The organism is Flavobacterium sp. (assembly GCF_036741995.1).
Lineage (GTDB): Bacteria > Bacteroidota > Bacteroidia > Flavobacteriales > Flavobacteriaceae > Flavobacterium.
Map to the genome: position 1 here is coordinate 1 of NZ_DAINRG010000034.1, position 24,642 is coordinate 24,642.

General features: G+C 39.1%; 18 protein-coding genes. 15 read left to right on the forward strand and 3 right to left on the reverse strand.

Translation table 11 applies throughout. From position 1 onward, the window contains the following. Positions 1 to 318 precede the first annotated feature (318 nt). Positions 319 to 963, reverse strand: coding sequence for an endonuclease III domain-containing protein (locus V7D82_RS09920; protein ID WP_333600822.1), 645 nt, complete (start codon positions 961 to 963; stop codon positions 319 to 321). Positions 964 to 965: 2 nt separating this feature from the next. Then, positions 966 to 1,829 carry an alpha/beta fold hydrolase gene (locus tag V7D82_RS09925; RefSeq protein ID WP_333600823.1) on the reverse strand — a complete coding sequence of 288 codons (864 nt, stop codon included), beginning with the start codon at positions 1,827 to 1,829 and terminating at the stop codon, positions 966 to 968. A gap of 74 nt (positions 1,830 to 1,903) precedes the next feature. Between V7D82_RS09925 and V7D82_RS09930 the strand changes: the two genes are divergently transcribed. From V7D82_RS09930 to rpsA, 14 genes are all read left to right on the forward strand, one after another. Further along, complete coding sequence (locus V7D82_RS09930; protein WP_333600824.1) at positions 1,904 to 3,844, forward strand: alpha-1,4-glucan--maltose-1-phosphate maltosyltransferase; 1,941 nt, start codon at positions 1,904 to 1,906, stop codon at positions 3,842 to 3,844. Then, on the forward strand, positions 3,844 to 5,475 hold the full coding sequence (locus V7D82_RS09935) for a maltokinase N-terminal cap-like domain-containing protein (RefSeq protein WP_333600825.1): 1,632 nt from the start codon (positions 3,844 to 3,846) through the stop codon (positions 5,473 to 5,475). Before V7D82_RS09930 ends, V7D82_RS09935 begins: the two co-directional genes overlap by 1 nt. 356 nt (positions 5,476 to 5,831) lie before the next feature. Beyond that, positions 5,832 to 6,509: a hypothetical protein gene (locus V7D82_RS09940; RefSeq protein WP_333600826.1), complete on the forward strand. Its 678-nt coding sequence runs from the start codon at positions 5,832 to 5,834 to the stop codon at positions 6,507 to 6,509. A 61-nt stretch (positions 6,510 to 6,570) separates the two neighbouring features. After that, a complete protein-coding gene (locus tag V7D82_RS09945) occupies positions 6,571 to 7,305 on the forward strand; it encodes a hypothetical protein (RefSeq protein WP_333600827.1) in 735 nt (244 codons plus the stop codon). 19 nt (positions 7,306 to 7,324) lie between these two features. Further along, positions 7,325 to 9,229: a 1,4-alpha-glucan branching protein GlgB gene (glgB, locus tag V7D82_RS09950; protein WP_333600828.1), complete on the forward strand. Its 1,905-nt coding sequence runs from the start codon at positions 7,325 to 7,327 to the stop codon at positions 9,227 to 9,229. A gap of 167 nt (positions 9,230 to 9,396) precedes the next feature. Then, on the forward strand, positions 9,397 to 11,796 hold the full coding sequence (locus tag V7D82_RS09955) for a glycoside hydrolase family 31 protein (protein ID WP_333600829.1): 2,400 nt from the start codon (positions 9,397 to 9,399) through the stop codon (positions 11,794 to 11,796). Between the two features lie 78 nt (positions 11,797 to 11,874). Beyond that, on the forward strand, positions 11,875 to 12,693 hold the full coding sequence (locus tag V7D82_RS09960) for a M48 family metallopeptidase (RefSeq protein ID WP_333600830.1): 819 nt from the start codon (positions 11,875 to 11,877) through the stop codon (positions 12,691 to 12,693). A 58-nt stretch (positions 12,694 to 12,751) separates the two neighbouring features. After that, positions 12,752 to 14,074 carry an MFS transporter gene (locus V7D82_RS09965; protein ID WP_333600831.1) on the forward strand — a complete coding sequence of 441 codons (1,323 nt, stop codon included), beginning with the start codon at positions 12,752 to 12,754 and terminating at the stop codon, positions 14,072 to 14,074. 43 nt (positions 14,075 to 14,117) lie between these two features. Continuing rightward, positions 14,118 to 15,017, forward strand: a complete 900-nt coding sequence (locus V7D82_RS09970; RefSeq protein ID WP_333600832.1) for a DUF6252 family protein — start codon at positions 14,118 to 14,120, stop codon at positions 15,015 to 15,017. Positions 15,018 to 15,237: 220 nt separating this feature from the next. Further along, entirely contained in the window at positions 15,238 to 17,688 is a 2,451-nt protein-coding gene (gene lon, locus V7D82_RS09975) for an endopeptidase La (RefSeq protein WP_333600833.1), read from the forward strand. A 134-nt stretch (positions 17,689 to 17,822) separates the two neighbouring features. After that, entirely contained in the window at positions 17,823 to 18,851 is a 1,029-nt protein-coding gene (gene porQ, locus V7D82_RS09980; RefSeq protein WP_333600834.1) for a type IX secretion system protein PorQ, read from the forward strand. Positions 18,852 to 18,871: 20 nt separating this feature from the next. Further along, positions 18,872 to 19,564, forward strand: coding sequence for a (d)CMP kinase (gene cmk / locus V7D82_RS09985; RefSeq protein WP_333600835.1), 693 nt, complete (start codon positions 18,872 to 18,874; stop codon positions 19,562 to 19,564). A 68-nt stretch (positions 19,565 to 19,632) separates the two neighbouring features. Then, positions 19,633 to 20,886 (forward strand): nucleoside permease, encoded by a 1,254-nt coding sequence (locus V7D82_RS09990; RefSeq protein ID WP_333600836.1) that lies wholly within the window; start codon positions 19,633 to 19,635, stop codon positions 20,884 to 20,886. Positions 20,887 to 21,264: 378 nt separating this feature from the next. Further along, positions 21,265 to 23,037: a 30S ribosomal protein S1 gene (rpsA, locus tag V7D82_RS09995; protein WP_333600837.1), complete on the forward strand. Its 1,773-nt coding sequence runs from the start codon at positions 21,265 to 21,267 to the stop codon at positions 23,035 to 23,037. A gap of 53 nt (positions 23,038 to 23,090) precedes the next feature. Here the strand turns inward: rpsA and V7D82_RS10000 are convergent, their stop codons facing one another. After that, entirely contained in the window at positions 23,091 to 23,807 is a 717-nt protein-coding gene (locus tag V7D82_RS10000; RefSeq protein WP_333600838.1) for a hypothetical protein, read from the reverse strand. A 203-nt stretch (positions 23,808 to 24,010) separates the two neighbouring features. Between V7D82_RS10000 and V7D82_RS10005 the strand changes: the two genes are divergently transcribed. Continuing rightward, complete coding sequence (locus V7D82_RS10005) at positions 24,011 to 24,577, forward strand: fasciclin domain-containing protein (protein ID WP_333600839.1); 567 nt, start codon at positions 24,011 to 24,013, stop codon at positions 24,575 to 24,577. Positions 24,578 to 24,642 lie beyond the last annotated feature (65 nt).

A 24,642-nucleotide genomic window follows, 5' to 3' on the forward strand; every position in this document is an offset into this window, starting at 1 on the left:
GACTGCGCAGATGGTACTGCAGTTATGTGGGAGAGTATGTCGCTGCCTTTTTTTATGGAACCCCAATCTGAAAAGATTGGGGTTCTTTGTTTTATACCTGACTGCCACTGGCAGTCCTCCTCTTAATATCAAATCTTTTTTTAGACCCGAGCGATAGCGAACTGGCGAAGCAAACCCTATTCATTTATTTGGATAGGGTTTTTTGTTTTATATGGTTTTGGAAAGATGGGTTTACCTTTTGTGAGTATCGCGTGAGGGATGGGAGGGACTACCGTGTAGCCCGGACAGCCCGGCCCGTAGGGACACGCCCAGATTATTTTAAATGGTTTTTAATGGATAGTGACAATCATTTTGAATTGGACATTCCGGGCATTTTGGATTGGTAGGGCGGCAGGTTTCTCTTCCTAAAAAGGATATCGCCATACCGATTTCGCCCCAAATTTCTTTTGGAAGGGTTTCCATTAGCCTTTTTTCTACGGTATTGCCGTCTTTGGCTTCCTTAATTACGCCAATTCTGGGTGCTACACGTATAACATGTAAGTCGGCAATGATGCCTTCAGCCGGTGCTTTCATTTCGCGCATGATGACATTGGCAGATTTTCTTCCGATTCCTTTTAAAGCGATTAATTCAGGTAAACTGGTTGGAATATTGCTGTCTGTTTTTAGCGTTTGGGCTATTTCGATTAACCAGCTTGCTTTGGTGTTGAAGTTTCGAACTTTACTCACCAACGGAAATAATTTGTCAAAGGTAGCTGTTGATAGTACCTCTAAATTGGGATACTCTTTGAATAAAGCCGGAGCTATTTTATTGATATTGGCATCCGAATCTTGTGCTGACAAAATGACCATGACCATCAATTGGTATAGGTTTTCGTAGTCTAAAGGATGTTTTTTGTCTTTGTATTTGCTGATGATGGGGTTCAGTTTTTCGGCCCAAACGGATTCGTTTTCAAATAAACTCATAACTATTGATTTAAAAATTCGTTACACTTTTTTAGTACTTTATGATCTCCTAATATTTTCCGATGACCCAATCCTTCGGTAATCATTAATTCACTGTTTTGAAGATGCGAATGGATGTTGTAAGCTGCTTTTACAGGAACTTCTTCATCATTTTTATCATGTATAATCAGCACAGGAATCGCGACTTCTTTGGCTGCTATATGACCGGCATAGCTTTCCATTGACACACCGTTTTTTTTCTCAAAATGTTCCTTTAAAAGGATAGCGATACTAGGTTTCAATTGCAGTTTGTTTATAAAATCATTGATGATGTCCTGGATGATATCGCCGCTGCCTATGATTACCGCTTTTTTTACGCTTAGATTTTGTTTGATTGCATTTAAAATGGACATACCGCCTAAAGAATGTCCAACCGCAAATTCAAATGGACCGAATTGTTTTTCGAGTTCAAGAATAGAGGCAATAAATTCAGGCATTAGCGTGGTTTTTCCTTGCGATTTGCCATGTGCCGGCGCATCAAAACTGATAATTTGGTAGCCCATTTGAAGTAACTCATCTGCAATTTTTACTAATTGGGTGCCGCGCCCTGACCAACCATGAACTAATAAGACTTTTTTAGCTCCGGACCCATAATGGTAAACCTGAATTTCTTTCTGGAGGCTTGGGATTAAAATTCTTTCTTTAACGCTTTTATTTTCCATCTGCCATTCCCTCTTGGGAATTTTGTGTTTTATTGGCGTAGTAAATAATTTGGCGGCGAATAGTGTTACCAGTTTTGGAGAAATAGCTTGTAATAATTTAGCCGTTAAGAGAATTGGCCTCGGAATTTGCAATGATTGAGTATTTATTTGGGATTTTTTTGTCATTTCACTAAATTTTTTCTCAAGCAATAAGTTAAAATATTTTTTTTTAAATTTCAACATCATAAATATAATTCAAAATGCAAAATCAAACCCGAATAATTATTGAAAATGTTACGCCACAATTAGATGGAGGGGCATTTTTTATTAAACGAATTGTTGGTCAAACGATTACTGTAAGAGCTAATGTTTTCGCCGATGGTCACGATGTAGTGGAGTGTTGCGTAAAATACAAACAGGAAAAGGAAAAAAAGTGGCAGGAAGTCCGATTGACAGAAACCGGGAATGATGAATGGATTGCTCAATTCAAAGTAGAAAAACAGGGTTTTTATTCCTATTTTGTGGAAGGTTGGGTTGATTATGCGTTGAATTGGCAACACGGAACCGAACGAAAAATTCAGGACAACCAACACGTGAAATCAGAACTTTTGGAAGGTGCTGAATATTGCCAGGCCATTTTGAAAGAAGCCGATAAAGACGAAAAAGCTTATTTGACTGCTGCCATCAAAGCTTTCCAGGATGCCAAACAATATGATAAAGCGATTGCCATGGCTTTGTCTTCAGAATTGCATCATATTTTCAAAAAATATCCAACGCGTACACTAGCCAATGCTTCTGCAGAATTAAAGGTGTATGTTGATAGAAAGAAAGCCTTGTTTAGTACTTGGTACGAATTCTTTCCGCGCTCGGCTTCTCAGGAAAAAGGGAAGCACGGAACGTTTAAAGACTGCGAAAAGCTTTTGCCAAGAGTTTCGGCTATGGGCTTTGATACTTTGTATTTCCCACCGATTCATCCGATTGGAGAAGTAAACCGAAAAGGAAAAAACAATGCCACCAATGCGCAGCCCGGTGATGTGGGTTCGCCTTGGGGAATTGGTTCAAAACACGGTGGGCATAAAGCGATACATCCCGAATTGGGAACTCTTGATGATTTTAAATCGTTGGTAAAAAAAGCCAAAGAGATGGGAATTGAAGTCGCGATGGATTACGCGTTACAAGCGGCGCCAGACCATCCGTATGTGAAAGATTTTCCACAGTGGTTTAAATGGAGGCCGGACGGAACAGTACAATATGCCGAAAATCCACCAAAGAAATACCAGGACATTCAGCCGATTTACTTTGAAAGTGGCGATTGGAAAAACCTTTGGAAAGAATTACTCGATGTAGCTTTATTTTGGGTAGAAGAGTGCGATATTAAAGTATTCAGAGTGGATAATCCGCATACGAAACCGTTTTATTTTTGGGGTTGGCTCATTGCCGAAATCAAGAAAAAACATCCCGATGTGTTGTTTTTGGCGGAAGCTTTTACACGTCCCAAAATCATGCACGAATTAGCCAAACAAGGGTTCTCGCAATCCTATACGTATTTCGCCTGGCGTAATACCAAAGCCGAGTTAATCGAATATGTAGAAGAATTAACCAAAACCGAACAGGGTGATTTTTACCGTCCTAACTTTTGGCCTAACACGCCTGATATTCTGCCGTATGCGTTGCAAAGTGGGAACGAAAGTGTGTACCTTCACAAATATTTCTTAGCCGCTACGTTGAGTTCGAGCATTGGGATTTATGGGCCGGTGTATGAATACATGATATCCGAAGCGATGCCGGGCAAAGAAGAATATTTCAATTCGGAAAAGTATGAGTTTTATACTTGGGATTGGACCGTGCAAAACAAATTGATTACACTGATTACGCGATTAAATAGAATTCGACACGAGCAACCATCGTTGCAACAAACGAACAACATACAGTTTTGTAATACCGATAATGACCAAGTCCTGGCGTATTACAAATACGACGATGACCGATTGGACGAAACGCTGATGATATGCAGTATCGATCCGTATTATATGAAACAGGCCTGGGTTCAGTTGCCTTTGAAAGCACTGGGAATTCAAGCAGGTCAACCTATCAGAGTGATTGAACTGATTACCGGTAACAGTTATATTTGGGATAAAGAGTGGAACTATGTTGAGTTGCATCCCTCCCTGCCTTTTCATTTATTTAAAATTCAGAAATAATGATTGATGCTAAAATTAATGAAGATGAATTTCAAAACCCGTTTGTTTTTAAAACAGACTGGAAGAATGCCTTTGAAGACGAAGACTTTGTAAAGGTTTTTTCGTCGGATATTTTGGAAAACTATATCATCAACAAACGATGGTATGGCGGAAAAGCCAGCACGCTAAAGTATATCGAAGTAGTGGATTGGTTCAAAATCACTTCGAAGAAGAATACGTATTATGGTGTTTTGCTGGAAGTGAATTTCAAAGAGGCTTTTTATCAGCATTATTTTATGCCCATTTCATTCATGTCGGAAGACGAATTAGACACGAATACCATCATTGCTCCGGTGAAAATGCACGGTCAGGAAGGCTTCTTGGTCGATGCGCTGCATCAGGAAGATTTCCGAAAATTATTATTTGATAAAATAGTAAGTTCTGCCGGGAAAGACGATAAAGTCAAATTTCACAAAGGTGAAAAACTCGAAGACAAAGAATACAAAACGTCCAAATTCATGGGCGTGGAGCAAAGCAATACTTCTATTATTTATAACAATTCACTGGTGCTGAAAATCTTCAGAAGAATCTACATCAGCATGAATCCCGATTATGAAATCAGCCGGTTTTTGACCGAGACAATGGATTTTCAACACTCGCCGGCCTATACCGGAAGCATCAGCGTGGTTTTGTCTGAAGGCAATATCACATTGGGCTTAATGCAGGAATTGGTACCCAATCAAGGCGATGCCTGGCAGTTTATGCTGGAAGAAGTTGATAGAATCTTTGACAATCTGAAACACAAAAAAATCAAAATTGCCAAGCTACCGGACATCGAATTGTTCAAGCGATTGAAGATTAATGAAGTGCCTCACGAAATCATCGATTGGGCGGGGTTGAGTATTTTCATGCGCATTCACACCTTGGCCACCCGAACAGCCGAAATGCACATTGCCCTGGGCGGCGACATACGCGATACGGCTTTTACACCAACGACGTACAACGGCGATTACACTGTTTGGCTGAAAAACCGTTTGACCTATCAGTTTCAAAACCGATTGAATATTTTGGAAAATAATTTGCACAAACTGGATGGTTTGGCACTTGAATTGGCCAACCAATTCCTCGACAATAAAAAAGAAATCAGAAAACTGTTCCTCGATTTCGACTGGACCAAAATGAAATCAGAGCGCATCCGCATTCACGGTGATTACCATTTGGGGCAGGTTTTGGTTAATGGCGATGATTTTTATTTGCTCGATTTTGAAGGCGAACCCGAAAGTACCATCCGCGACCGAAAGGTAAAACAACCCCCGCTGAAAGACGTGGCCGGTATGTTCCGTTCGTTCCATTACTCGATTTATGCGACGATTTTTAACAACAAGGACAAGTATCCTTATGAGCAAAAAGAGTTGTTTCAGGCCGGTGAAATCCTGTTCAAGTATTTCGTGGGCGTGTTTCTGCAAACCTACACCGAAGTCGCGCAAGCCGGCAACCTGAACATTGGTTACCGAAAAGAAATCGACTTCCTGTTGAAATACTGCATACTGGAAAAAGCGGTTTACGAACTGGGCTACGAACTCAACTCCAGACCCCGCTGGGCGGTGATTCCGTTGACCGGGATTTCGAGTATAATGGAGTTTAAGGCGTAGGGAGTTATGAGTTATGGTTTGTAGGTTCAATAATAGCCGATGTAGATAAACCAAAAGACAATATAGGTTCTTTGACAGTTAGTGTAGGTACTCTGACAGACGATGTTGGATGTTTGATAGCCTAGGTAGGCAGAATGACAGACGACTTAGATAGTTTGATAGCCGATTTAGGTAAATTGAAATACCATGTAGATGCTTTGACAGACGATGTAATTTAAAAAAGTGACGATTATTGTGAATTATTACTTACTTTTTTATTAGCTTTATGGAGTCGTTATCATTATAAAAAATAATTAGAGATGGATGACAATTAAAATACCACAAGCCTATTGTGTTAATTTTTAATTGTTTTTTATATGGGACTAAATGTCAGATTTGAGGAGTATACTCCTCTTGGTGATTTCCTAATGACGAGCTTTGTTAGGGATCAAGCGGCTATCGCGGTGCGATTTCCGAAATTGAATGCTGAGTATCTAACGGCATTTCAAACGAAATTAGGTGCGGTTAAAGCGTTGGAAGGAACGTTAAAATTGACTGAAGACCAAAAGAAGGCTACGGCGCAGCTTTATGCTGAGGCAGATGTGGTGAACAAGGAATTGAATTTTCTGAATTCCTATCTGAAAGATGCCGGATTACCAACGGATGCTGTTACGCAGTTGAAAAAGAATCTTTCGCGAGGCAATATTGAAGGTGCTTTGTTGCAGATGAAAGATGTAAAACAGTATGTTGAAGCACACCAAGCGGACTTGGAAGCTGAAGGAATGTTAACGGATTATCCGGCTAAACTGGAAGCTCACCGAGAGAGTATGAGTGCTAAGAATGCTTTGCAAAATAGTGTTTTGGATGCCCGAAAGCAGTTGGTAAATCACAACAAAACGGAGTATAAGGCTTTGTATGATTATGCAAAGACTATTGGCGAAAAGGGTAAGCTGCTGTTTAAGGGTACGGTGTATGAAGACCAGTACAACCTGACTAAAATAGTGGCCCGAATGCGTGCTCCGAAACAAAGTGGTGGTACTGCACCAACGCCTTAAAAGGAATTTGAACGGCGCAAATCATTGGATTTGCGCTTGTTTTTTTAATTAAAAATAATAAATGGAAAAAGTTTCAGAGATTTTAAATAGTATAAAAGAGCGATTATCAAATCCATTGATATTTTCCTTTATTGTTTCGTGGTTGGTTTATAATTGGGAGATTACTATTGCTTTATTATGGTATGATAAAACACAATTCAAAGCCGAAGGTTTTAAATCGGTTTTTGAGTTTGTTCAGCATCAGTTAGATACCAAGTGTTGGTCTATGAAATGGCCAATATTATTGGCGGTTATTTATACTTTTGGGATGCCATATTTTAAGGAGTTTGTTGATTTGATGAATAAAAAAGCTATTCTTTTTGGAAAAAAATGGAAAACTAAACTTTTGAAAGATGATTTGCTTTTACAAATAAGTAATTTAGAGGATAAGTTGAACTCAATTAATAACGCAACTCTGTTAAATGGTGATTGGAGATTAATTCGACATTATCAGGAAACAACATCGACAGGCTCAGTAGTTAGTAAAAGTGATGAGTCACAAATTTATATTATTGATAAAGATTATTATATTGTTGAAAATGCTTCAAGAAAAATGAAATACTATATTTCAGATTTTTATTTTAACCCAATAACTAAAGATATGCTGTTCAAATTGAGTTCGTACGGTAATAAAAGCATAGATGATGCAGTTTTTATTGAAAAAGACATAATTTGTAGCTTGAAATTAGATAATGGTTATTGGAATAACTTGTCAGGGATGCATAATGATGTTAGGGTAGAATACAAAAAAATATAAAAAACACAACAAAAATAAGATGAACCAAGTACAAGTACATTCGCTTTTTACCGATTTTGACATCGATTTATTTAAGGCAGGAAAACATTTCCGACTCTATGAAAAACTGGGTGCCCACCTCACCGAAGTGAATGGCGTGAAAGGCGTTTACTTTGCGGTTTGGGCTCCATCGGCGCGTTCTGTTTCCGTGGTGGGCGATTTCAATTATTGGATTCAGGGCGAGCATCTGCTCAATGTGCGTTGGGACAGCTCAGGCATTTGGGAAGGTTTTATTCCCGGTGTGGATAAAGGCACAACCTATAAATATAAAATACAGTCCAACAATGGCGGGATAATCACTGAGAAAGCGGATCCGTTTGCTTTGTATTGTGAGCATCCGCCACAAACGGCTTCGGTCATTTGGGACTTAGACTATAAATGGAAAGATAAAAAATGGATGGACACCCGAAAAGACAAAAACGGCTTGGACAAACCGTTTTCGGTGTATGAAGTGCATTTGGGTTCGTGGCGCAGAAACAGTGAAGGCAACTTCCTGACGTATCTGGAAATGGCGGACCAATTGGTGGACTATGTCAAAGAAACAGGCTTCACTCACGTGGAGTTCATGCCGGTGATGGAATATCCGTATGATCCTTCCTGGGGCTATCAGTTGGTGGGGTATTTTGCACCAACGTCCCGATTTGGAAAACCACAGGATTTTATGGTCTTGGTCGATAAATTACACCAAGCCGGAATCGGAGTGATTTTGGATTGGGTACCATCGCATTTCCCGGAAGATGCTCATGGTTTGGGCTTTTTTGATGGCTCCAATTTATACGAGCATCCCGACAGACGAAAAGGATTTCACCCGGATTGGAAAAGTTTAGTGTTCAACTATGGGCGCAATGAAGTGCGTTCGTTCCTGATAAGCAATGCCATTTTTTGGTTGCACCAATACCATGTTGACGGACTGCGGGTTGATGCAGTGGCTTCGATGTTGTACCTGGATTACTCCAGAAAAGAAGGCGAATGGGAACCGAACATTTACGGCGGCAGAGAGAACTTAGACACCATCAGTTTCCTAAAAGATTTTAACGAAGCGGTCTATGCTGATTTCCCGGATGTACAAACGATAGCGGAGGAAAGCACCAGTTTTCCGATGGTGTCACGACCAACGTTTATTGGCGGTTTGGGCTTTGGCATGAAATGGATGATGGGCTGGATGCACGACACCTTACAATATTTCAAAAAAGAACCGATTTACCGACGTTTTCACCAAAATGATTTGACGTTTTCGATGACGTATGCCTTTACCGAAAACTTTATGCTGCCTTTGTCACACGACGAAGTAGTGTATGGCAAGCACTCTATTTTGGGCCGAATGCCGGGCGACGAATGGCAGAAATTTGCCAATCTTCGTTTGCTGTATGGGTATATGTTTACGCACCCCGGGACGAATTTGTTGTTTATGGGTGCCGAGTTTGGCCAAAGCAGCGAGTGGGCTTTTGAAGGGAGTTTAGATTGGCATTTGCTACAATTTGGTTACCACGATGGCATCAAAAAATGCATCACCGATTTGAATGCACTATACAAAAACAATCCGGCGCTGTATGAAAAGCAATTCCACGCAGATGGTTTTGAGTGGATTAATTATTCCGATAGTGAAAATGCGGTGTTGAGCTACATCCGCAAAGGAAATAACGAAAAAGAAAACCTGATTGTAGTGGCTAATTTCACTCCGGTAGTGAGAGAAAATTACAGAATTGGGTTGCCAACCAAAGGCAAATTGACACAAATCTTCAACTCAGATGCTACAGAATACGGAGGAAGCGGTGTGGTAATGACCAAACCCATCAAAATTGACAAAGCACCATGGAACTATAAAGAGTATTCGGCTGAATTGGTGCTGCCACCTTTAGGAGTTTCGGTGTATAAGATTTCGTAAAAATTAGTATTTTCCATAAAAGAGAAGTTAACTTTCAAATTAAGGAAGTTAGCTTCTTTTTTTAGTTATCCTTATCCGCAAACGTTATAGTTAAAAACTACTTTACCAAGATGTAAAATTATCGTTGCCATCTTCGTAAATTTGACCATCGACACAAACCAATCTATATGATTACCAACCAAGAACTAGAGCACAAAGGCGATCAATTTCCATCCAAAATTGTTTCTTTTGAAAAAGACGTTGACAGCATTTATTTCCATACGAATAACAATGTTATTCTAAAAATCACCATCCTCAGAGACAGCTTAATTCGCTTCCGATATACTACCAAAGGCTACTTCAGCAATGACTTTTCTTATGCTATTGATAAAACGCAATCGCATGGATACAATCAACTGGAAGTGGTTGAAGAGAGTCATTATTATTTGATTAAAACCAGCAAAGTATTTTGCAAAATCAATAAAAAAGATTTAAAAATTTCCATTCATGACATAGACGGTTTTACGATTTTGGAAGACGAAATCGGGTTCCATTGGGAAGAATGTTACGAGCACGGCGGGAATATTGTAAAGATGAGTAAAGTCTCAAAAGACGGCGAAAGTTTTTACGGCATGGGTGACAAACCCACGCATTTGAATTTAAAAGGAAAACGCGTTGAAAACTGGGCCACCGACCAATATGCGTTTCACAAAGACCAGGAACCGCTGTACAAAGTAGTTCCTTTCTACATTGGTTTGCATCACAACAAAGCGTACGGGATTTTCTTTGACAATACTTTCAGAACCTATTTTGATTTTTGTCATGAAAGAAGAAACGTAACCAGTTTTTGGGCAGAAGGTGGGGAGATGAATTATTATTTCTTCTATGGTCCAAAGATGAGCGATGTGGTGATTAATTATACCCATTTAACCGGAAAACCGGAATTGCCGCCGATGTGGACTTTGGGCTATCATCAGTGTAAATGGAGTTATTATCCGGAGAGCAAAGTAAAAGAAGTGACCTCTAAATTCAGAGAGCTGCGCATTCCTTGTGATGCGATTTATTTAGACATCGATTATATGGAAGGCTTTCGTTGTTTTACCTGGAGCAAGGAGTATTTTCCGGAACCCAAACGAATGGTAGCCGAATTGGCCAAAGATGGTTTCAAAACCGTGGTCATCATTGATCCGGGAATTAAAATAGACAAAGATTATTGGGTTTACCAAGAAGCCTTAAAGAATGATTATTTCTGCAAACGTGCCGATGGACCGTTTATGAAAGGAAAAGTATGGCCGGGCGAATGCAACTTCCCCGATTATACTAACCCGGATGTGAGAGAATGGTGGGCAGGCTTGTTCAAAGAATTAATTTCGGAAATAGGCGTGAAGGGCGTTTGGAACGACATGAACGAACCGGCTGTGATGGATGTTCCCGGGAAAACGTTCCCGTATGATGTGCGTCACGACTATGACGGAAATCCTTGCAGCCACCGAAAAGCACACAATATTTACGGTACCCAAATGGCCCGCGCGACTTATGAAGGCGTAAAGCGTTTTGCGTATCCGAAAAGACCGTTCATCATCACGCGTTCCGCGTATTCCGGAGCACAGCGTTATACTTCTTCCTGGACAGGCGATAATGTAGCCAGCTGGGAACATTTGTGGATTGCCAATATTCAGATGCAACGGATGTCGATTTCCGGCATGGGCTTTACCGGTTCTGATATTGGTGGTTTTGCCGAGCAACCTTCGGGGGAATTGTATGCGCGCTGGATCCAGTTGGGCGTTTTTCATCCGTTCTGCAGAACGCACTCCTCGGGTGATCACGGCGAACAGGAACCTTGGTCATTTGGCGAAGAAGTTATTGACATCACCAGAAAATTTGTGGAATTGCGTTACCAATTGCTGCCTTATTTGTACACCATGTTTTGGCAGTATGTCAACGAGGGAACGCCGATGCTAAAACCGTTAGTGTATTTTGACCAAGACGATTTCCACACGCATTACAGAACCGATGAGTTTATTTTTGGAAACCAGATTTTGGTTTGCCCAATATTAGAACCAAATGCTCTTGGACGTAGAATGTATTTGCCAAAAGGCAATTGGTATAATTTCTGGACCAACGAATTAATGGAGGGCAAAAGAGAACTTTGGATAAAAACGGATTTCGATCAAATTCCGATTTTCATCAAAGAAGGTGCTATCATTCCCAAATATCCGGTGCAGCAATATGTGGGCGAACTACAGTTTGACGAACTGATTTTGGATGTGTATTACAAATTAGGCAAAGAAAAATCTACCGTGTATGAAGATGCTCAGGATGGGTATGATTATAACAAAGGCCGTTTTTCGCTGCGAACGTTTAACCTGAACGGGAAAGAAAAAGAACTCATTATTCAGCAACATACCGAAGGAACTTTTGAAACACAGTATTCTAAATTCAAAATCAACTTGAATTCCTTGCCGTTTAAAGTAAAGAAAATCGAGATTGACAATGAAAAAATGCCTTTGGAACAAATTCAATTCAACGGAAAGAATTCCATTTTGATTGATAAAGATTTTACGGAATTGCACATTTTTGGAACGTAGATTATATAATTTGTAATTGGAATTATATAAGTATTTTGAGGATAGATTGTGTAAATTTGTGATTCAAATTATAGAATTATGAAAAAAGGTATCTTATTGTGTGTATCGTTAGCGGTACTCTTGGTATTTTCTTGTGCCAAAAACCCTTTTACCGGAAAAAACACTTTAGCTTTAGTTCCGAATAGTGAAATTTTACCATCAGCTTTCGCTCAATACGGAACATTCTTAAAAGAGAATAAGGTTATTTCAGGAACATCAGATGCTAATAAAGTAGTAACTGTTGGAACTAAAATCAAAAATGCTGCTGAGAAATGGCTGAATGCCAATGGGTATCAAGGCTATTTGAAAGATTATAAATGGGAATATAATTTAGTGGATAGCAAAGAAGTAAACGCTTGGTGTATGCCGGGTGGTAAAATTGTAGTGTATTCCGGAATACTGCCTATTACCAAAGATGATGCTGGTTTGGCAACTGTGTTAGGACATGAAGTGTCCCATGCGTTAGCCAATCACGGACAACAAAGAATGAGCGCCGGAATGCTTCAACAGCTTGGAGCTGTTGGTGTGGTTGCTGCTACCGGCAATAAAAGTGCAGAAACCCAACAAATAGCCATGACCGCTTATGGAGCCACCACAGAAATTGGGGGTATGTTACCCTTTAGCAGAAGTCATGAAAGCGAAGCGGATCAGATTGGTTTAACACTAATGGCCATTGCAGGCTATAATCCTGAAGAAGCAGTAGTTTTTTGGTCAAGAATGTCAGCCGTATCAGCAGGAAAGGCACCGCCTGAATTCATGAGCACTCACCCTTCTGATGCCACCAGGATTGCCAATTTAAAGAGACTGGTTCCGGTAGCCAAAGCAGAAGCCGCCAAATTTGGAGTTTATTTTAAATAGCAAAAATGATTATATTTGAATCCCGCCTGGCGGGATTTTTTATTTTAAAAACAGTTTTATGCCAATACTTCCAAAAGGTCATCCAAAATTACTCAACGCCTGGGCTTTCTATGATTGGGCCAACTCGGTTTACAGTTTAGTGATTGCTTCGGCAGTTTTCCCGATTTTTTATAATGCTTTGTTTCCCAAAGCAAATCCTTATATTGTTGTTTTGGGACACAATTTCAAAAACTCGGCACTGATTAGTTTTGTAACGGCGGCGGCTTTCCTGTGTGTAGCTATCTTTTCCCCATTGCTTTCCGGAATTGCGGATTATATGGGAAACAAAAAAATCTTTATGCGCGTCTTCAATTACATTGGAGCCTTATCGTGCATTGGTTTGTATTTTTTTGATTTGAATAATATCTTGCTCGGATTGACATTTTACTTTTTTGGGTTAATCGGTTTTTGGGGAAGTTTGGTTTTTTACAATTCCTATTTACCGGATATTGCTTTCCCGGAGCAACAGGATAAAGTAAGTGCGAAAGGCTATTCTTTGGGCTATATTGGAAGTGTTTTATTGTTGATAGTCAATTTGGCCATGATTATGAAGCCGAAAGTTTTTCATATAACCGATAGCATCGGAAATCCGGCTTCCATAAAAGCCATGCGGTATTCGTTTGCTATGGTGGGTATTTGGTGGATAATTTTTAGTAAATACACTTATTATTATTTACCCAAAGGAAATTCCAATAAACAAAAAGTCAGCTTTTCTGTAATATTCAATGGTTTCAGAGAGTTAAAGAAAGTTTGGAAAATGCTCCAATCGGAAATTCCGCTGAAAAGATATTTAGTGAGTTTCTTTGTATTCAGTATGGCGGTACAAACCGTAATGTTAGTGGCCACTTATTTTGGAGCACAGGAAATTCAATGGAGTAGTCCTGAGGAAAGTCAAATAGGATTAATAACATGCATCCTCTTAATTCAATTAATAGCTATTGCAGGGGCAATGTTGACCTCAAGAGCTTCCGCCATATTTGGTAATGTGAAAGTGCTGATTGTGTTGAATGCCTTTTGGTTACTGCTATGTGGCTTCGCCTATTTTATTACCACACCCAATGATTTTTACATTATGGCAAGTTTAGTCGGATTGGTCATGGGAGGAATTCAATCTCTGGGCAGATCAACGTATTCGAAGTTTTTACCCGAAACAGAAGATACGGCTTCCTTTTTCAGTTTTTATGATGTTTCCGAAAAAATCGGAATCGTAATCGGGATGATGGTGTATGGACTGATTGATCAAATTACTGGTAGTCCGAGATTTGCGATTGTATTTTTGGGAATCTTTTTCTTAACCGGTTTATTATTATTGTTGAGAATCCCAAAAAAATCCTTGACATAAAGGCAAAAAAAATTATATTTGGACTTTATTTATAAAAATGATTATGAAAAACATAAAACTTCTAGCCGGATTATTGTTAATGTTTACGGCTTTCACTTTCACTTCATGTGAGAATGAGCCTATTGATGGTGCTTTGAATCTGGATGATTTTAACACACCGCCGACAGGGCCTGCCGTTTTCAAAGCAGATTTTAGTGGTAGTACTTGGGTAGCCACAACGTCTATCGCAGTGCTGGAAGGGAATTACCTTCAGATTTCCGCCGGTAAACCTAATGGAGAAGGATTCGCTTTCTTAGTTGAAGGTACAGCTGTAGGAACCTATCCAGCCAATACTAACTTACTTGCCTTTACACCAGCCAACACGGATTATGGATATTGGTCAAATAATACGGATAATCCTAGTGAGGATACCGGTTCAATTACAATAAGTAATATAGATACTGTGAATCATACCATTTCCGGAACGTTTCATTACAAAGGCTATTGGTCTGATGATACCGTTACCTCTATACTTCCGATACTATTTACCAATGGGGAATTTCAAAATATTCCATACATAGTTCAACAACAAACAGGCGATACTTTTTTTGCTAAAGTGAATGGGACAGAATTTGTAGATACCGATATTTTAACGGCTACCTTTACAGCAGGAACTGGTCAGGAATGGTTAAGCATTGCCGCTGAAGACGCTAGCACTAACTCGATTACGGTATCCGTTAAAAGCGATGTGACTCCGGGAACTTATCAAATTACCGGTAATGTCGCTGTTGATTCGGCACAAGGAGTTTATAGTGTAGACGGAACCGATTTTGATTCCGTTTCAGGTTCGGTTACCATAATCAGCAAAACGGCTGATAGAATAAAGGGAACCTTTAGTTTTGTAGGTTCGGATGGAACAACAACAACTCCAATTACGGAAGGATCATTTGATGCAGGATACTAACTTTAGCTGAAAATAAAATACTAAATCCGCCATTTCGGCGGATTTTTTTGTGGCATAATCCTTGTCATATTACAACCCTAATCGGTAATATTCGTTTTTATATCGATTTTATGCCATTTCAAATGCGGTACATCGATTTTACTTTATTTGTTGAAAAAGTTGTCCTACATTTGTGTAGCATCGCCTAATTTCTAATGTCATTTTGACTTAATTAAACACTATGCCAAATCGCAATATTTTATCTTTTGACAATCTGTCACTTCAGGAATTCGATACAGAGACCGATTTAATTCCTCTTTTAACACCCGAAGACGAAGAAGAAATGAATAAAGAAGAACTACCCAGTTCTTTGCCTATTTTACCTTTACGCAACACGGTGCTTTTCCCGGGAGTAGTTATTCCTATCTCGGCAGGAAGAGATAAATCAATAAAACTGATTAACGATGCCAATGCCGGAAACAAAATCATTGGTGTTGTCGCTCAAAAAAACGAGGAAGACGAAGATCCTACCAAAAATGATATCTATACCGTTGGAACCGTAGCGCAGATTCTCCGCGTGCTCAAAATGCCCGATGGAAATGTTACGGTTATCCTTCAAGGGAAAAAACGTTTCGCCATTGATGCTGTAACTTCTGAATTGCCTTATTTAAAAGCGAGCATCAAAGAAGTAGATGAAAAACGTCCCGGAACTCACGATACCGAATTTCAAGCCATAATTGATTCTATGAGAGAACTGGCTATTGAGATTATTAAGGAAAGTCCCAATATTCCAACCGAAGCTACTTTTGCCATTAAAAATATAGAAAGTCAATCTTTCTTAATCAACTTCATTTCTTCCAATATGAACCTTACGGTTAAGGAAAAACAGGATTTGTTGATGATTAATGTTTTAAAAGAAAGAGCGTTGGAAACCTTGCGTTACATGAACGTAGAGTTGCAAAAACTGGAATTGAAAAATGATATCCAATCTAAAGTTCGTTTCGATTTAGACCAACAACAACGCGAATATTTCTTGCACCAACAAATGAAAACCATACAGGAAGAATTGGGTGGCGTTTCGTATGAGCAGGAAATTGAAGAAATGCGGGTAAAAGCCAAAACCAAAACTTGGGACGATAAAACGGCCAAACATTTTGAGAAAGAAATCTCCAAAATGCAACGCATGAATCCGCAAGCGCCTGATTTTGGTATTCAAAGAAACTACTTAGAGCTGTTTTTAGAATTGCCTTGGAATCATTTCACCAAAGACAATTTTGATTTAAAACGCGCTGTCAAAATATTAGACCGTGATCATTTCGGTTTAGAAGATGTAAAGAAAAGAATCATAGAGCACTTAGCGGTACTGAAATTGCGAAACGACATGAAGTCGCCAATCCTTTGTCTGACAGGGCCTCCGGGAGTTGGTAAAACTTCTATAGGTAAATCTATCGCAGAAGCTTTGGGTAGAGAATACGTTCGTATTTCGCTGGGTGGTTTAAGAGATGAAGCCGAAATTCGTGGGCATCGTAAAACCTATATCGGCGCTATGCCGGGAAGAATTATTCAGAGTTTGAAAAAAGCGGGAACTTCCAATCCGGTTTTTGTTTTAGATGAAATTGATAAGCTTTCCAACAGTCATCAGGGCGATCCGTCTTCGGCTTTATTGGAAGTTTTGGATCCGGAACAAAACAATGAGTTTTATGATAATTTCCTTGAAATGGGCTATGATTTATCGAAAGTCATGTTCATTGCAACGTCCAATAATATGGCAACAATCCAGCCGGCTTTAAAAGACAGAATGGAAGTCATCAAAATGACCGGTTATACCATTGAAGAAAAAATTGAAATTGCCCGCCAGCATTTATTGCCAAAGCAATTGAAAGAACACGGTTTAACGACTAAGGATGTAGTAATTGGCAAAAGGCAATTAGAAAAAATCGTAGAAGGATATACCCGGGAATCGGGAGTTCGAAGTTTAGAAACTAAGATTGCGCAAGTCATCCGAAATGCTGCCAAATCAGTAGCGATGGAAGAAGAGTACAACGTAAAAGTTACCGATGAAGACATTGTTAAAATTTTGGGGGCACCCAAATTGGCACGCGACAAATCCGAAAGTAACGACGTAGCCGGAGTAGTTACAGGTTTAGCCTGGACCTCTGTGGGTGGTGATATATTATTCATTGAAGCTTTAATTTCGCAAGGAAAAGGAAACCTGACTTTGACCGGAAATTTAGGAACGGTAATGAAAGAATCGGCAACAATTGCGTTAGAATATATCAAAGCCAATGCCGATATTTTTGGTTTAGATGCCGAAATGATTGCCAAATACAACATACACCTGCACGTGCCGGAAGGTGCAACACCAAAAGACGGACCAAGTGCCGGTATAGCCATGCTGACTTCTTTAGTGTCTTTATTGACACAGAGAAAAGTAAAGAAAAATCTAGCGATGACTGGCGAAATTACACTCCGCGGAAAAGTGTTGCCGGTAGGCGGCATTAAAGAGAAAATCTTAGCGGCCAAAAGAGCCAATATCAAAGAAATCATCTTATGCCAAGAAAACAAAAGTGATATAGATGAAATCAAACCGGAATATATTGCCGGACTGACATTCCACTACGTAAAAGAAATGAGCGAAGTGATCGATGTAGCACTTACGAATCAAAAAGTAAAAAACGCTAAGAAATTGTAAAATTTGGCTAGGAAATAAACAGCAAAGGCATAGGTGAAATAACGCTTATGCCTTTTTCTTTTAACTTTTTTTCGTACCATATAAAATAATATCTTCGCATTTCCGTTATAGTATATAGCATAAGCCATTTTTTGATGTTTAGAAAAACAGTTTGTATTGCATTTTGCCTTACTAATTTACTCTCTTTTGGGCAAATTGGCGGAAAATCGGTATACCAATTTCTAAACTTAGTGACTTCGCCAAGACAAGCGGCGTTGGGCGGGAAAGTGTTGACTTTTTATGATAACGATGTCAATCAGGCTCACTTCAATCCGGCTACCATTAACCCGGAAATGGACAATCATTTGGCTTTGAATTACGGAAGTTATTTCGGCGAAGTGACTTATGGAACGGCTGCTTATGCTTATACCTATGATCGCCATGTGCAAACCTTTTTTGCCGGAGTGAACTATGTGAATTACGGAAAATTTGATGGGTATGACGAGAATGGTCAAAAAACATCCAGTTTTACCGGGAGTGAAACAGCATTGACTTTTGGTTATGCTTATAATATTCCGTTCTCTGATTTTTATATTGGTGCCAATGCCAAATTAATATCCTCTACATTGGAATCCTATAATTCTTTTGGCGCTGCGGTTGATATTGGCGCTTTGTTTATTGATACGCGTAATGATGTGAACTGGGCATTAGTCATTCGAAATATCGGAACCCAAATTACGCCTTATGCCGAAACCCGTGAGAAATTGCCTTTAGAAGTCATGATTGGTGTGTCGCAATTGATGGAAAATGTTCCCATTCGCTGGCACTTAACCATGGAAAACATGCAGCAATGGCAATTGGCGTTCTCTAATCCCAACCGGGCACAAGGTTCGTTGGATGGCGGTTCAACTCCCGAGAAAGTTTCCTTTTTTAATAACGCTTTGCGCCACGTGATTGTGGGTGCCGAGTTGTTTCCCGACAAAGGTTTTAATATAAGATTAGGCTACAACTTCAGAAGAGCCGAAGAATTACGTATCTTAGAACAACGAAATTTCTCCGGAATTTCTGTCGGAATAGGATTGAAAGTGAACAATTTAAAATTTAATTACTCTTATTCGCGATACACTTTAGCCGCCAATACCAGTTTGTTTGGGTTGACTATTGACTTTTCGGGAGACAGATAAAACATAAAATAACTAACGTTTTGAAAAAAATTACGATTGCCATTGACGGATTTTCTTCCACAGGAAAAAGCACATTAGCCAAAGAATTGGCCAAACATTTAGGCTATGTTTATGTCGATACTGGTGCTATGTATCGTGCGGTAACACTTTTTGCCATGCAAAATGGGTATATCGATGCCGATTTTTTTGATAAAGAAACCTTGATTCACAGCTTGCCTTATATAAAATTGCATTTTGAGTTCAATCCCGACTTGGGTTTTGGCGAAATGTATTTGAATACAATTAATGTAGAAAAAGAAATCAGAACGATTGAAGTTTCCAGCTTTGTAAGCAAAATTGCTGAGGTTTCTGAAGTCAGAGCCAAATTGGTTGAACAACAAAAAGCCATGGGTCAAGACAAAGGAATTGTAATGGATGGACGAGATATTGGCACAGTAGTTTTTCCCGATGCCGAACTGAAAGTATTCATGACCGCCAGTCCGGAAACCCGTGCGCAACGTCGATATGACGAGTTGCAAGGCAAAGGTGAAAATGTTTCTTATGAAGCTGTGTTGCAAAATGTTCAGGAGCGCGATTACATAGATACGCACCGCGATGATTCCCCACTAAGGAAAGCAGACGATGCTGTTGAAATTGATAATTCCCATCTCACCCGGGAGGAGCAATTTGCCGCTGTTTTAGAATTAGCAGAAGAAGTGACGAAATCGTTGTAATTTTTTGTTTATCTCAATTATAATAGTAGATTTACGGGCTATTTTCTTTAAACCAAAAACTATTATTTATGAGTATAAAATTGAGATTAACATTGATGAGCTTTCTCCAATTTTTTGTTTGGGGAGCCTGGTTGATTACCGTGGGCAATTATTGGTTTGCTACCAAACAGTGGAGCGGTGCCGAATTCGGAGCTATCTTTTCAACATTGGGAATATCGTCAATCATTATGCCGGCCATAACCGGAATCATTGCAGATAAATGGATAAATGCCGAGAAACTTTATGGTATTTTGCATATCCTTGGTGGGATAGCATTACTTTATATCCCTCAGGTCGATAACCCGACTACTTTTTACTGGGTGATTTTTGCCGCCATGTTGTGTTATATGCCTACTATTTCATTGTCAAATTCAGTTGCTTATAATATTTTAAAGAATAACAATTTTGATGTGGTAAAAGTATTTCCACCTATCAGAGTTTGGGGAACGATTGGATTTATTGCCGCCATGTGGTTAACTAACTTGTCCGGAAATAAAGCTTCGGCGAATATGTTTTACATCTCTGCCATATCAGCGGTCATCTTAGGAATCTATTCCTTCACTTTGCCAAAATGCCCACCACAAAAGTTGATTGCCGAGAATGCTACTTTGGCTCAAAAACTAGGATTGGACGCTTTCAAATTATTTGGAACCTACAAAATGGCCTTGTTCTTTTTGTTCTCTATGTTTTTGGGTGGTGCGTTGCAACTAACCAATATGTATGGTGATGTGTTTTTATCAGAGTTTGGAAAAATCCCGGAATACGCTAACAGCATTATTGTGACCAAATCCACGTTGATCATGTCGATTTCACAGATATCAGAGACCTTATTTATTTTGGCGATTCCTTTCTTCTTAAAGCGATTTGGGATCAAACAAGTGATGTTGATTTCGATGTTGGCTTGGGTATTGCGTTTTGGCCTGTTTGCCTTTGGAAACCCTGCTGATGGATTGTGGATGATTATTATGTCATGTATCGTTTACGGAATGGCCTTTGATTTTTTCAACATCTCAGGTTCGCTGTTTGTAGAAACGACTACTGATTCTAAGATTCGTTCTTCGGCTCAGGGATTGTTTATGATGATGTCAAACGGTTTTGGTGCTTTCTTTGGCGGCTTACTTAGTGGTATTGTGATTGATAAATTCTTTACGTATGACGGTGTTAGAGACTGGCATCATATATGGCTTTCGTTTGCCGGCTATGCTTTGGTGATTGCGATTGCTTTTGCGGTGTTATTCAAACACAAACATAATCCGAATGATGTGGCCAAAGTGAGCCATTAAAAAATAAAATTCAAACCCGATAATTCCCTGATTATCGGGTTTTTTATGCAATGCCATTTCTGTCTAGCCCCGATGATTTGAAATTAAAAGGAGGACAGCCAGTGGCTGTCAGGTATTTTTGCTTTAGCAAACTTCAATAACGGACAGCGGGAAAATGGAATCCTTTAAAGCCCAAGCCTTTCGCTTCAAAATAAATTACGGTAAAAGGTGATTTTTCTAGTTGTAAATATTTTGTAATTAAGATTTTATGCTTACTTTTGCACACCTTTTGGCGAAGAAGAGTTTCCATTAGGGTTCAACTATTTAAATCTAACACTGTTGTGTTTTTAATCGCAGTAAGAAACTCAAAGAACATAACATACAAATTTTTTTATCAGCATGGCTGTATTAAACAAAGATCAACAAGAGTTTTTAGCAGATTTTAACTGGCACAATTACGCGGAAGGAATTGACGCAGTAGATGCCAAAAACCTACAGGAGTTTGAAGATTTAGTAACTAAAACGTTCATTTCAACAGACCAGGAAGAAGTAGTAGAAGGTGTAGTAGTTAGAATTACTGACAGAGACGCAATTGTTGACATCAATGCAAAATCGGAAGGTGTTATTTCATTAAACGAATTCCGTTACAACCCAAGTTTAAAAGTGGGTGACAAAGTTGAAGTATTAATCGACGTTCGTGAAGACAAAACGGGTCAATTAGTATTATCACACAGAAAAGCAAGAACTATCAAATCATGGGATAGAGTTATTTCTGCTAACGAAACAGGTGAAATTGTTACCGGTTTTGTGAAATGTAGAACTAAAGGTGGTATGATTGTAGATGTTTTCGGAATCGAAGCTTTCTTACCAGGTTCACAAATTGATGTGAAACCAATCCGTGATTACGATGTATACGTAAACAAAATGATGGAATTTAAAGTTGTGAAAATTAATCACGAATTTAAAAACGTTGTTGTTTCGCACAAAGCGCTTATCGAAGCGGATATCGAAGTTCAGAAAAAAGAAATCATTGGTCAATTAGAAAAAGGACAAGTATTAGAAGGTGTGGTTAAAAACATTACTTCTTATGGTGTGTTCATTGACCTTGGAGGTGTTGACGGATTAATCCACATTACTGACCTTTCTTGGTCAAGAATCAACCACCCAAGCGAAGTTCTTGAATTAGATCAAAAATTAAACGTTGTTATCCTTGATTTCGATGATGAGAAAACAAGAATCCAATTAGGTTTAAAACAATTAAACGCTCACCCATGGGATGCTCTTGATGCTAAATTAGCAGTAGGAGATAAAGTGAAAGGTAAAGTAGTAGTTATCGCTGACTACGGTGCTTTCATTGAAGTAGCTGAAGGTGTTGAAGGTTTAATCCACGTTTCTGAAATGTCATGGTCTACGCACTTGCGTTCGGCTCAGGATTTCGTAAAAGTGGGTGATGTTGTTGAGGCAGTTATCTTAACTCTTGATAGAGATGACAGAAAAATGTCTTTAGGCATCAAACAAATGACACAAGATCCATGGACAGACATTACCTCTAAATATCCTGTAGGTTCTAAACACACAGGTATCGTTAGAAACTTTACTAACTTCGGTATATTCGTTGAGTTAGAAGAAGGAATCGACGGTTTAGTGTATATCTCTGACTTGTCTTGGACTAAGAAAATCAAACACCCATCAGAATTTGTTAACGTAGGTGACAAATTAGATGTAGTAGTATTAGAGTTGGATGTTGACGGACGTAAATTATCGTTAGGTCACAAACAAACTACTGCTAATCCTTGGGACAAACATGAAGATGCTTTCGCGGTTGGAACTATCCACAACGGAACTATCGCTGAGATTGTTGACAAAGGAGCTACTGTTGATTTCGGAGATGATGTAGTTGCATTTATTCCAACGCGTCACTTAGAAAAAGAAGATGGTAAGAAATTGAAAAAAGGTGAGGCAGCTGACTTCAAAGTAATTGAATTCAACAAAGAATTCAAAAGAGTTGTAGCTTCTCACACGGCTATCTTTAGAGAAGAAGAAGAGAAAAATGTTAAAGCAGTAGCTGAATCAGTTGCTTCAAATAACAATGCTCCTGCTTCCACTTTAGGAGATAACAATGACATTCTTGCCGGATTAAAAGCAGAAATGGAAAAGAAAGAGAAAAAATAATTTCTCCCTTCTTATAAATCAAAAGGTCCCGAGCAATCGGGACTTTTTTTTGTTTAATTGTTATAGTACTGCCGCTGCCAAATTTCGGAATTGAAGTTTTTCCCCATCATGAAAAAGTAATAGGCAAAAACCGCAAAGATGGATTTAAAGCTGAACAAAAAAATAATAATAGGCGCCATGGGAACCGATTTGCTCAAGTTGTTGGTAGGAAGCACCCACGTTATCCCTAAACTGATAATAATACTGAACAACGTAAAATTCCAAAGGTTCTTCACCGGAAGCACAAGCAACTTGCGCGTTCTGTTGATTTCCTTTCCCCATTGGTGTACCAAATAATAATAGTCGTTTCCAATGGGCACAAAAAGCAACGGATCATCGTAATTCAACAGATGAAAAGCCTTGCTGGGCGCAATGATTTTGAACCCACCCAAAATAGTGTTGTGCTCTTTTTCCATCATTCTAATCTTCGAAATGGCTTCTTCGGGTATGGTGTTTTTGAATAAATGACTGTCCAGAAACCGCAGGCGGTAGTCAATGCAGATGGTTTTGATTTGTTCCAAATGAAAAACCTTATCGGTTTCCAGTAAATCCAACAGCAAAACATTCACTTTTGTTTCACTTTTTTGCTGCAACGTCGTCACAATTTCCCCGCGCTCTGTTTCATTTTCGGCAAAAATGGCGCTCACTTCTTCCAAAATGGCCGCTTCCGATTTGAATTTTTTTCTTTCAGTAAGTAATTCTTTTTCCAGATTCAATCTATTACTAAGCATCTTTTTACAGTTTTAATGAATTGATAACTTGGGTATTACTACTTCTAAAGTACAAAATAATTTTACAGCTCAGCTCGCAAATTGCGATTAATTAGCCTGCAACAGCTGTTAAAATTTCCAAAAAAAGAAACCCTTTCAAAAACCAAGAATCAGTTGTCGGCGTAAATGGAGTTATAACTTTTAAAACATAAAACTAAAGTACTATGAAAACGAGAAATTTTTTAACATCCGCCTGTTTTGCTCTAACACTATTAGTAGGAACTGCCGCTTTTGCCCAAAAAGAGAAAACGGTCACCGTTGGTGGTGCGCCCATGTATCCTTCTAAAAACATTATTGAAAATGCCGTAAACTCTAAAGACCACACCACTTTAGTAGCCGCCGTAAAAGCTGCCGATTTGGTAGAAACCCTGCAAGGTAAAGGGCCATTTACCGTGTTCGCACCAACCAATGCGGCATTCGACAAATTGCCAAAAGGCACGGTAGAGACTTTATTGAAACCGGAAAATAAAAAACTGTTGCAAACCATTTTGACCTATCACGTAGTAGCCGGTAAAATGAACGCGTCTGATATTGCAGCAGCCATTAAAAAAGGAGGCGGAAAAGCCACGTTGAAAACCGTAAGTGGTGGTACACTTACCGCCTGGATGAAAGGCAAAGACTTATACCTCACCGATGAAAATGGGAAAAGTGCCAAAGTAACCATAGCCGACGTAAACCAGTCTAACGGTGTGATTCATGTGATTGATGCAGTAGTGACGCCAAAATCATAATTTTATACTCAATATACTTCGAAATACATTTTGTATAAAAGAAAAGCCTCCCAGTTTTGTTGGGA

What these genes read in the sequence shown, in the direction of transcription:
- V7D82_RS09920 (WP_333600822.1), bottom strand. Translation starts at nt 963, where the DNA reads ATGAGTTTATTTGAAAACGAATCCGTTTGGGCCGAAAAACTGAACCCC.
- V7D82_RS09925 (WP_333600823.1), bottom strand. Translation starts at nt 1,829, where the DNA reads ATGACAAAAAAATCCCAAATAAATACTCAATCATTGCAAATTCCGAGG.
- V7D82_RS09930 (WP_333600824.1), top strand. Translation starts at nt 1,904, where the DNA reads ATGCAAAATCAAACCCGAATAATTATTGAAAATGTTACGCCACAATTA.
- V7D82_RS09935 (WP_333600825.1), top strand. Translation starts at nt 3,844, where the DNA reads ATGATTGATGCTAAAATTAATGAAGATGAATTTCAAAACCCGTTTGTT.
- V7D82_RS09940 (WP_333600826.1), top strand. Translation starts at nt 5,832, where the DNA reads ATGGGACTAAATGTCAGATTTGAGGAGTATACTCCTCTTGGTGATTTC.
- V7D82_RS09945 (WP_333600827.1), top strand. Translation starts at nt 6,571, where the DNA reads ATGGAAAAAGTTTCAGAGATTTTAAATAGTATAAAAGAGCGATTATCA.
- glgB (WP_333600828.1), top strand. Translation starts at nt 7,325, where the DNA reads ATGAACCAAGTACAAGTACATTCGCTTTTTACCGATTTTGACATCGAT.
- V7D82_RS09955 (WP_333600829.1), top strand. Translation starts at nt 9,397, where the DNA reads ATGATTACCAACCAAGAACTAGAGCACAAAGGCGATCAATTTCCATCC.
- V7D82_RS09960 (WP_333600830.1), top strand. Translation starts at nt 11,875, where the DNA reads ATGAAAAAAGGTATCTTATTGTGTGTATCGTTAGCGGTACTCTTGGTA.
- V7D82_RS09965 (WP_333600831.1), top strand. Translation starts at nt 12,752, where the DNA reads ATGCCAATACTTCCAAAAGGTCATCCAAAATTACTCAACGCCTGGGCT.
- V7D82_RS09970 (WP_333600832.1), top strand. Translation starts at nt 14,118, where the DNA reads ATGAAAAACATAAAACTTCTAGCCGGATTATTGTTAATGTTTACGGCT.
- lon (WP_333600833.1), top strand. Translation starts at nt 15,238, where the DNA reads ATGCCAAATCGCAATATTTTATCTTTTGACAATCTGTCACTTCAGGAA.
- porQ (WP_333600834.1), top strand. Translation starts at nt 17,823, where the DNA reads ATGTTTAGAAAAACAGTTTGTATTGCATTTTGCCTTACTAATTTACTC.
- V7D82_RS09990 (WP_333600836.1), top strand. Translation starts at nt 19,633, where the DNA reads ATGAGTATAAAATTGAGATTAACATTGATGAGCTTTCTCCAATTTTTT.
- rpsA (WP_333600837.1), top strand. Translation starts at nt 21,265, where the DNA reads ATGGCTGTATTAAACAAAGATCAACAAGAGTTTTTAGCAGATTTTAAC.
- V7D82_RS10000 (WP_333600838.1), bottom strand. Translation starts at nt 23,807, where the DNA reads ATGCTTAGTAATAGATTGAATCTGGAAAAAGAATTACTTACTGAAAGA.
- V7D82_RS10005 (WP_333600839.1), top strand. Translation starts at nt 24,011, where the DNA reads ATGAAAACGAGAAATTTTTTAACATCCGCCTGTTTTGCTCTAACACTA.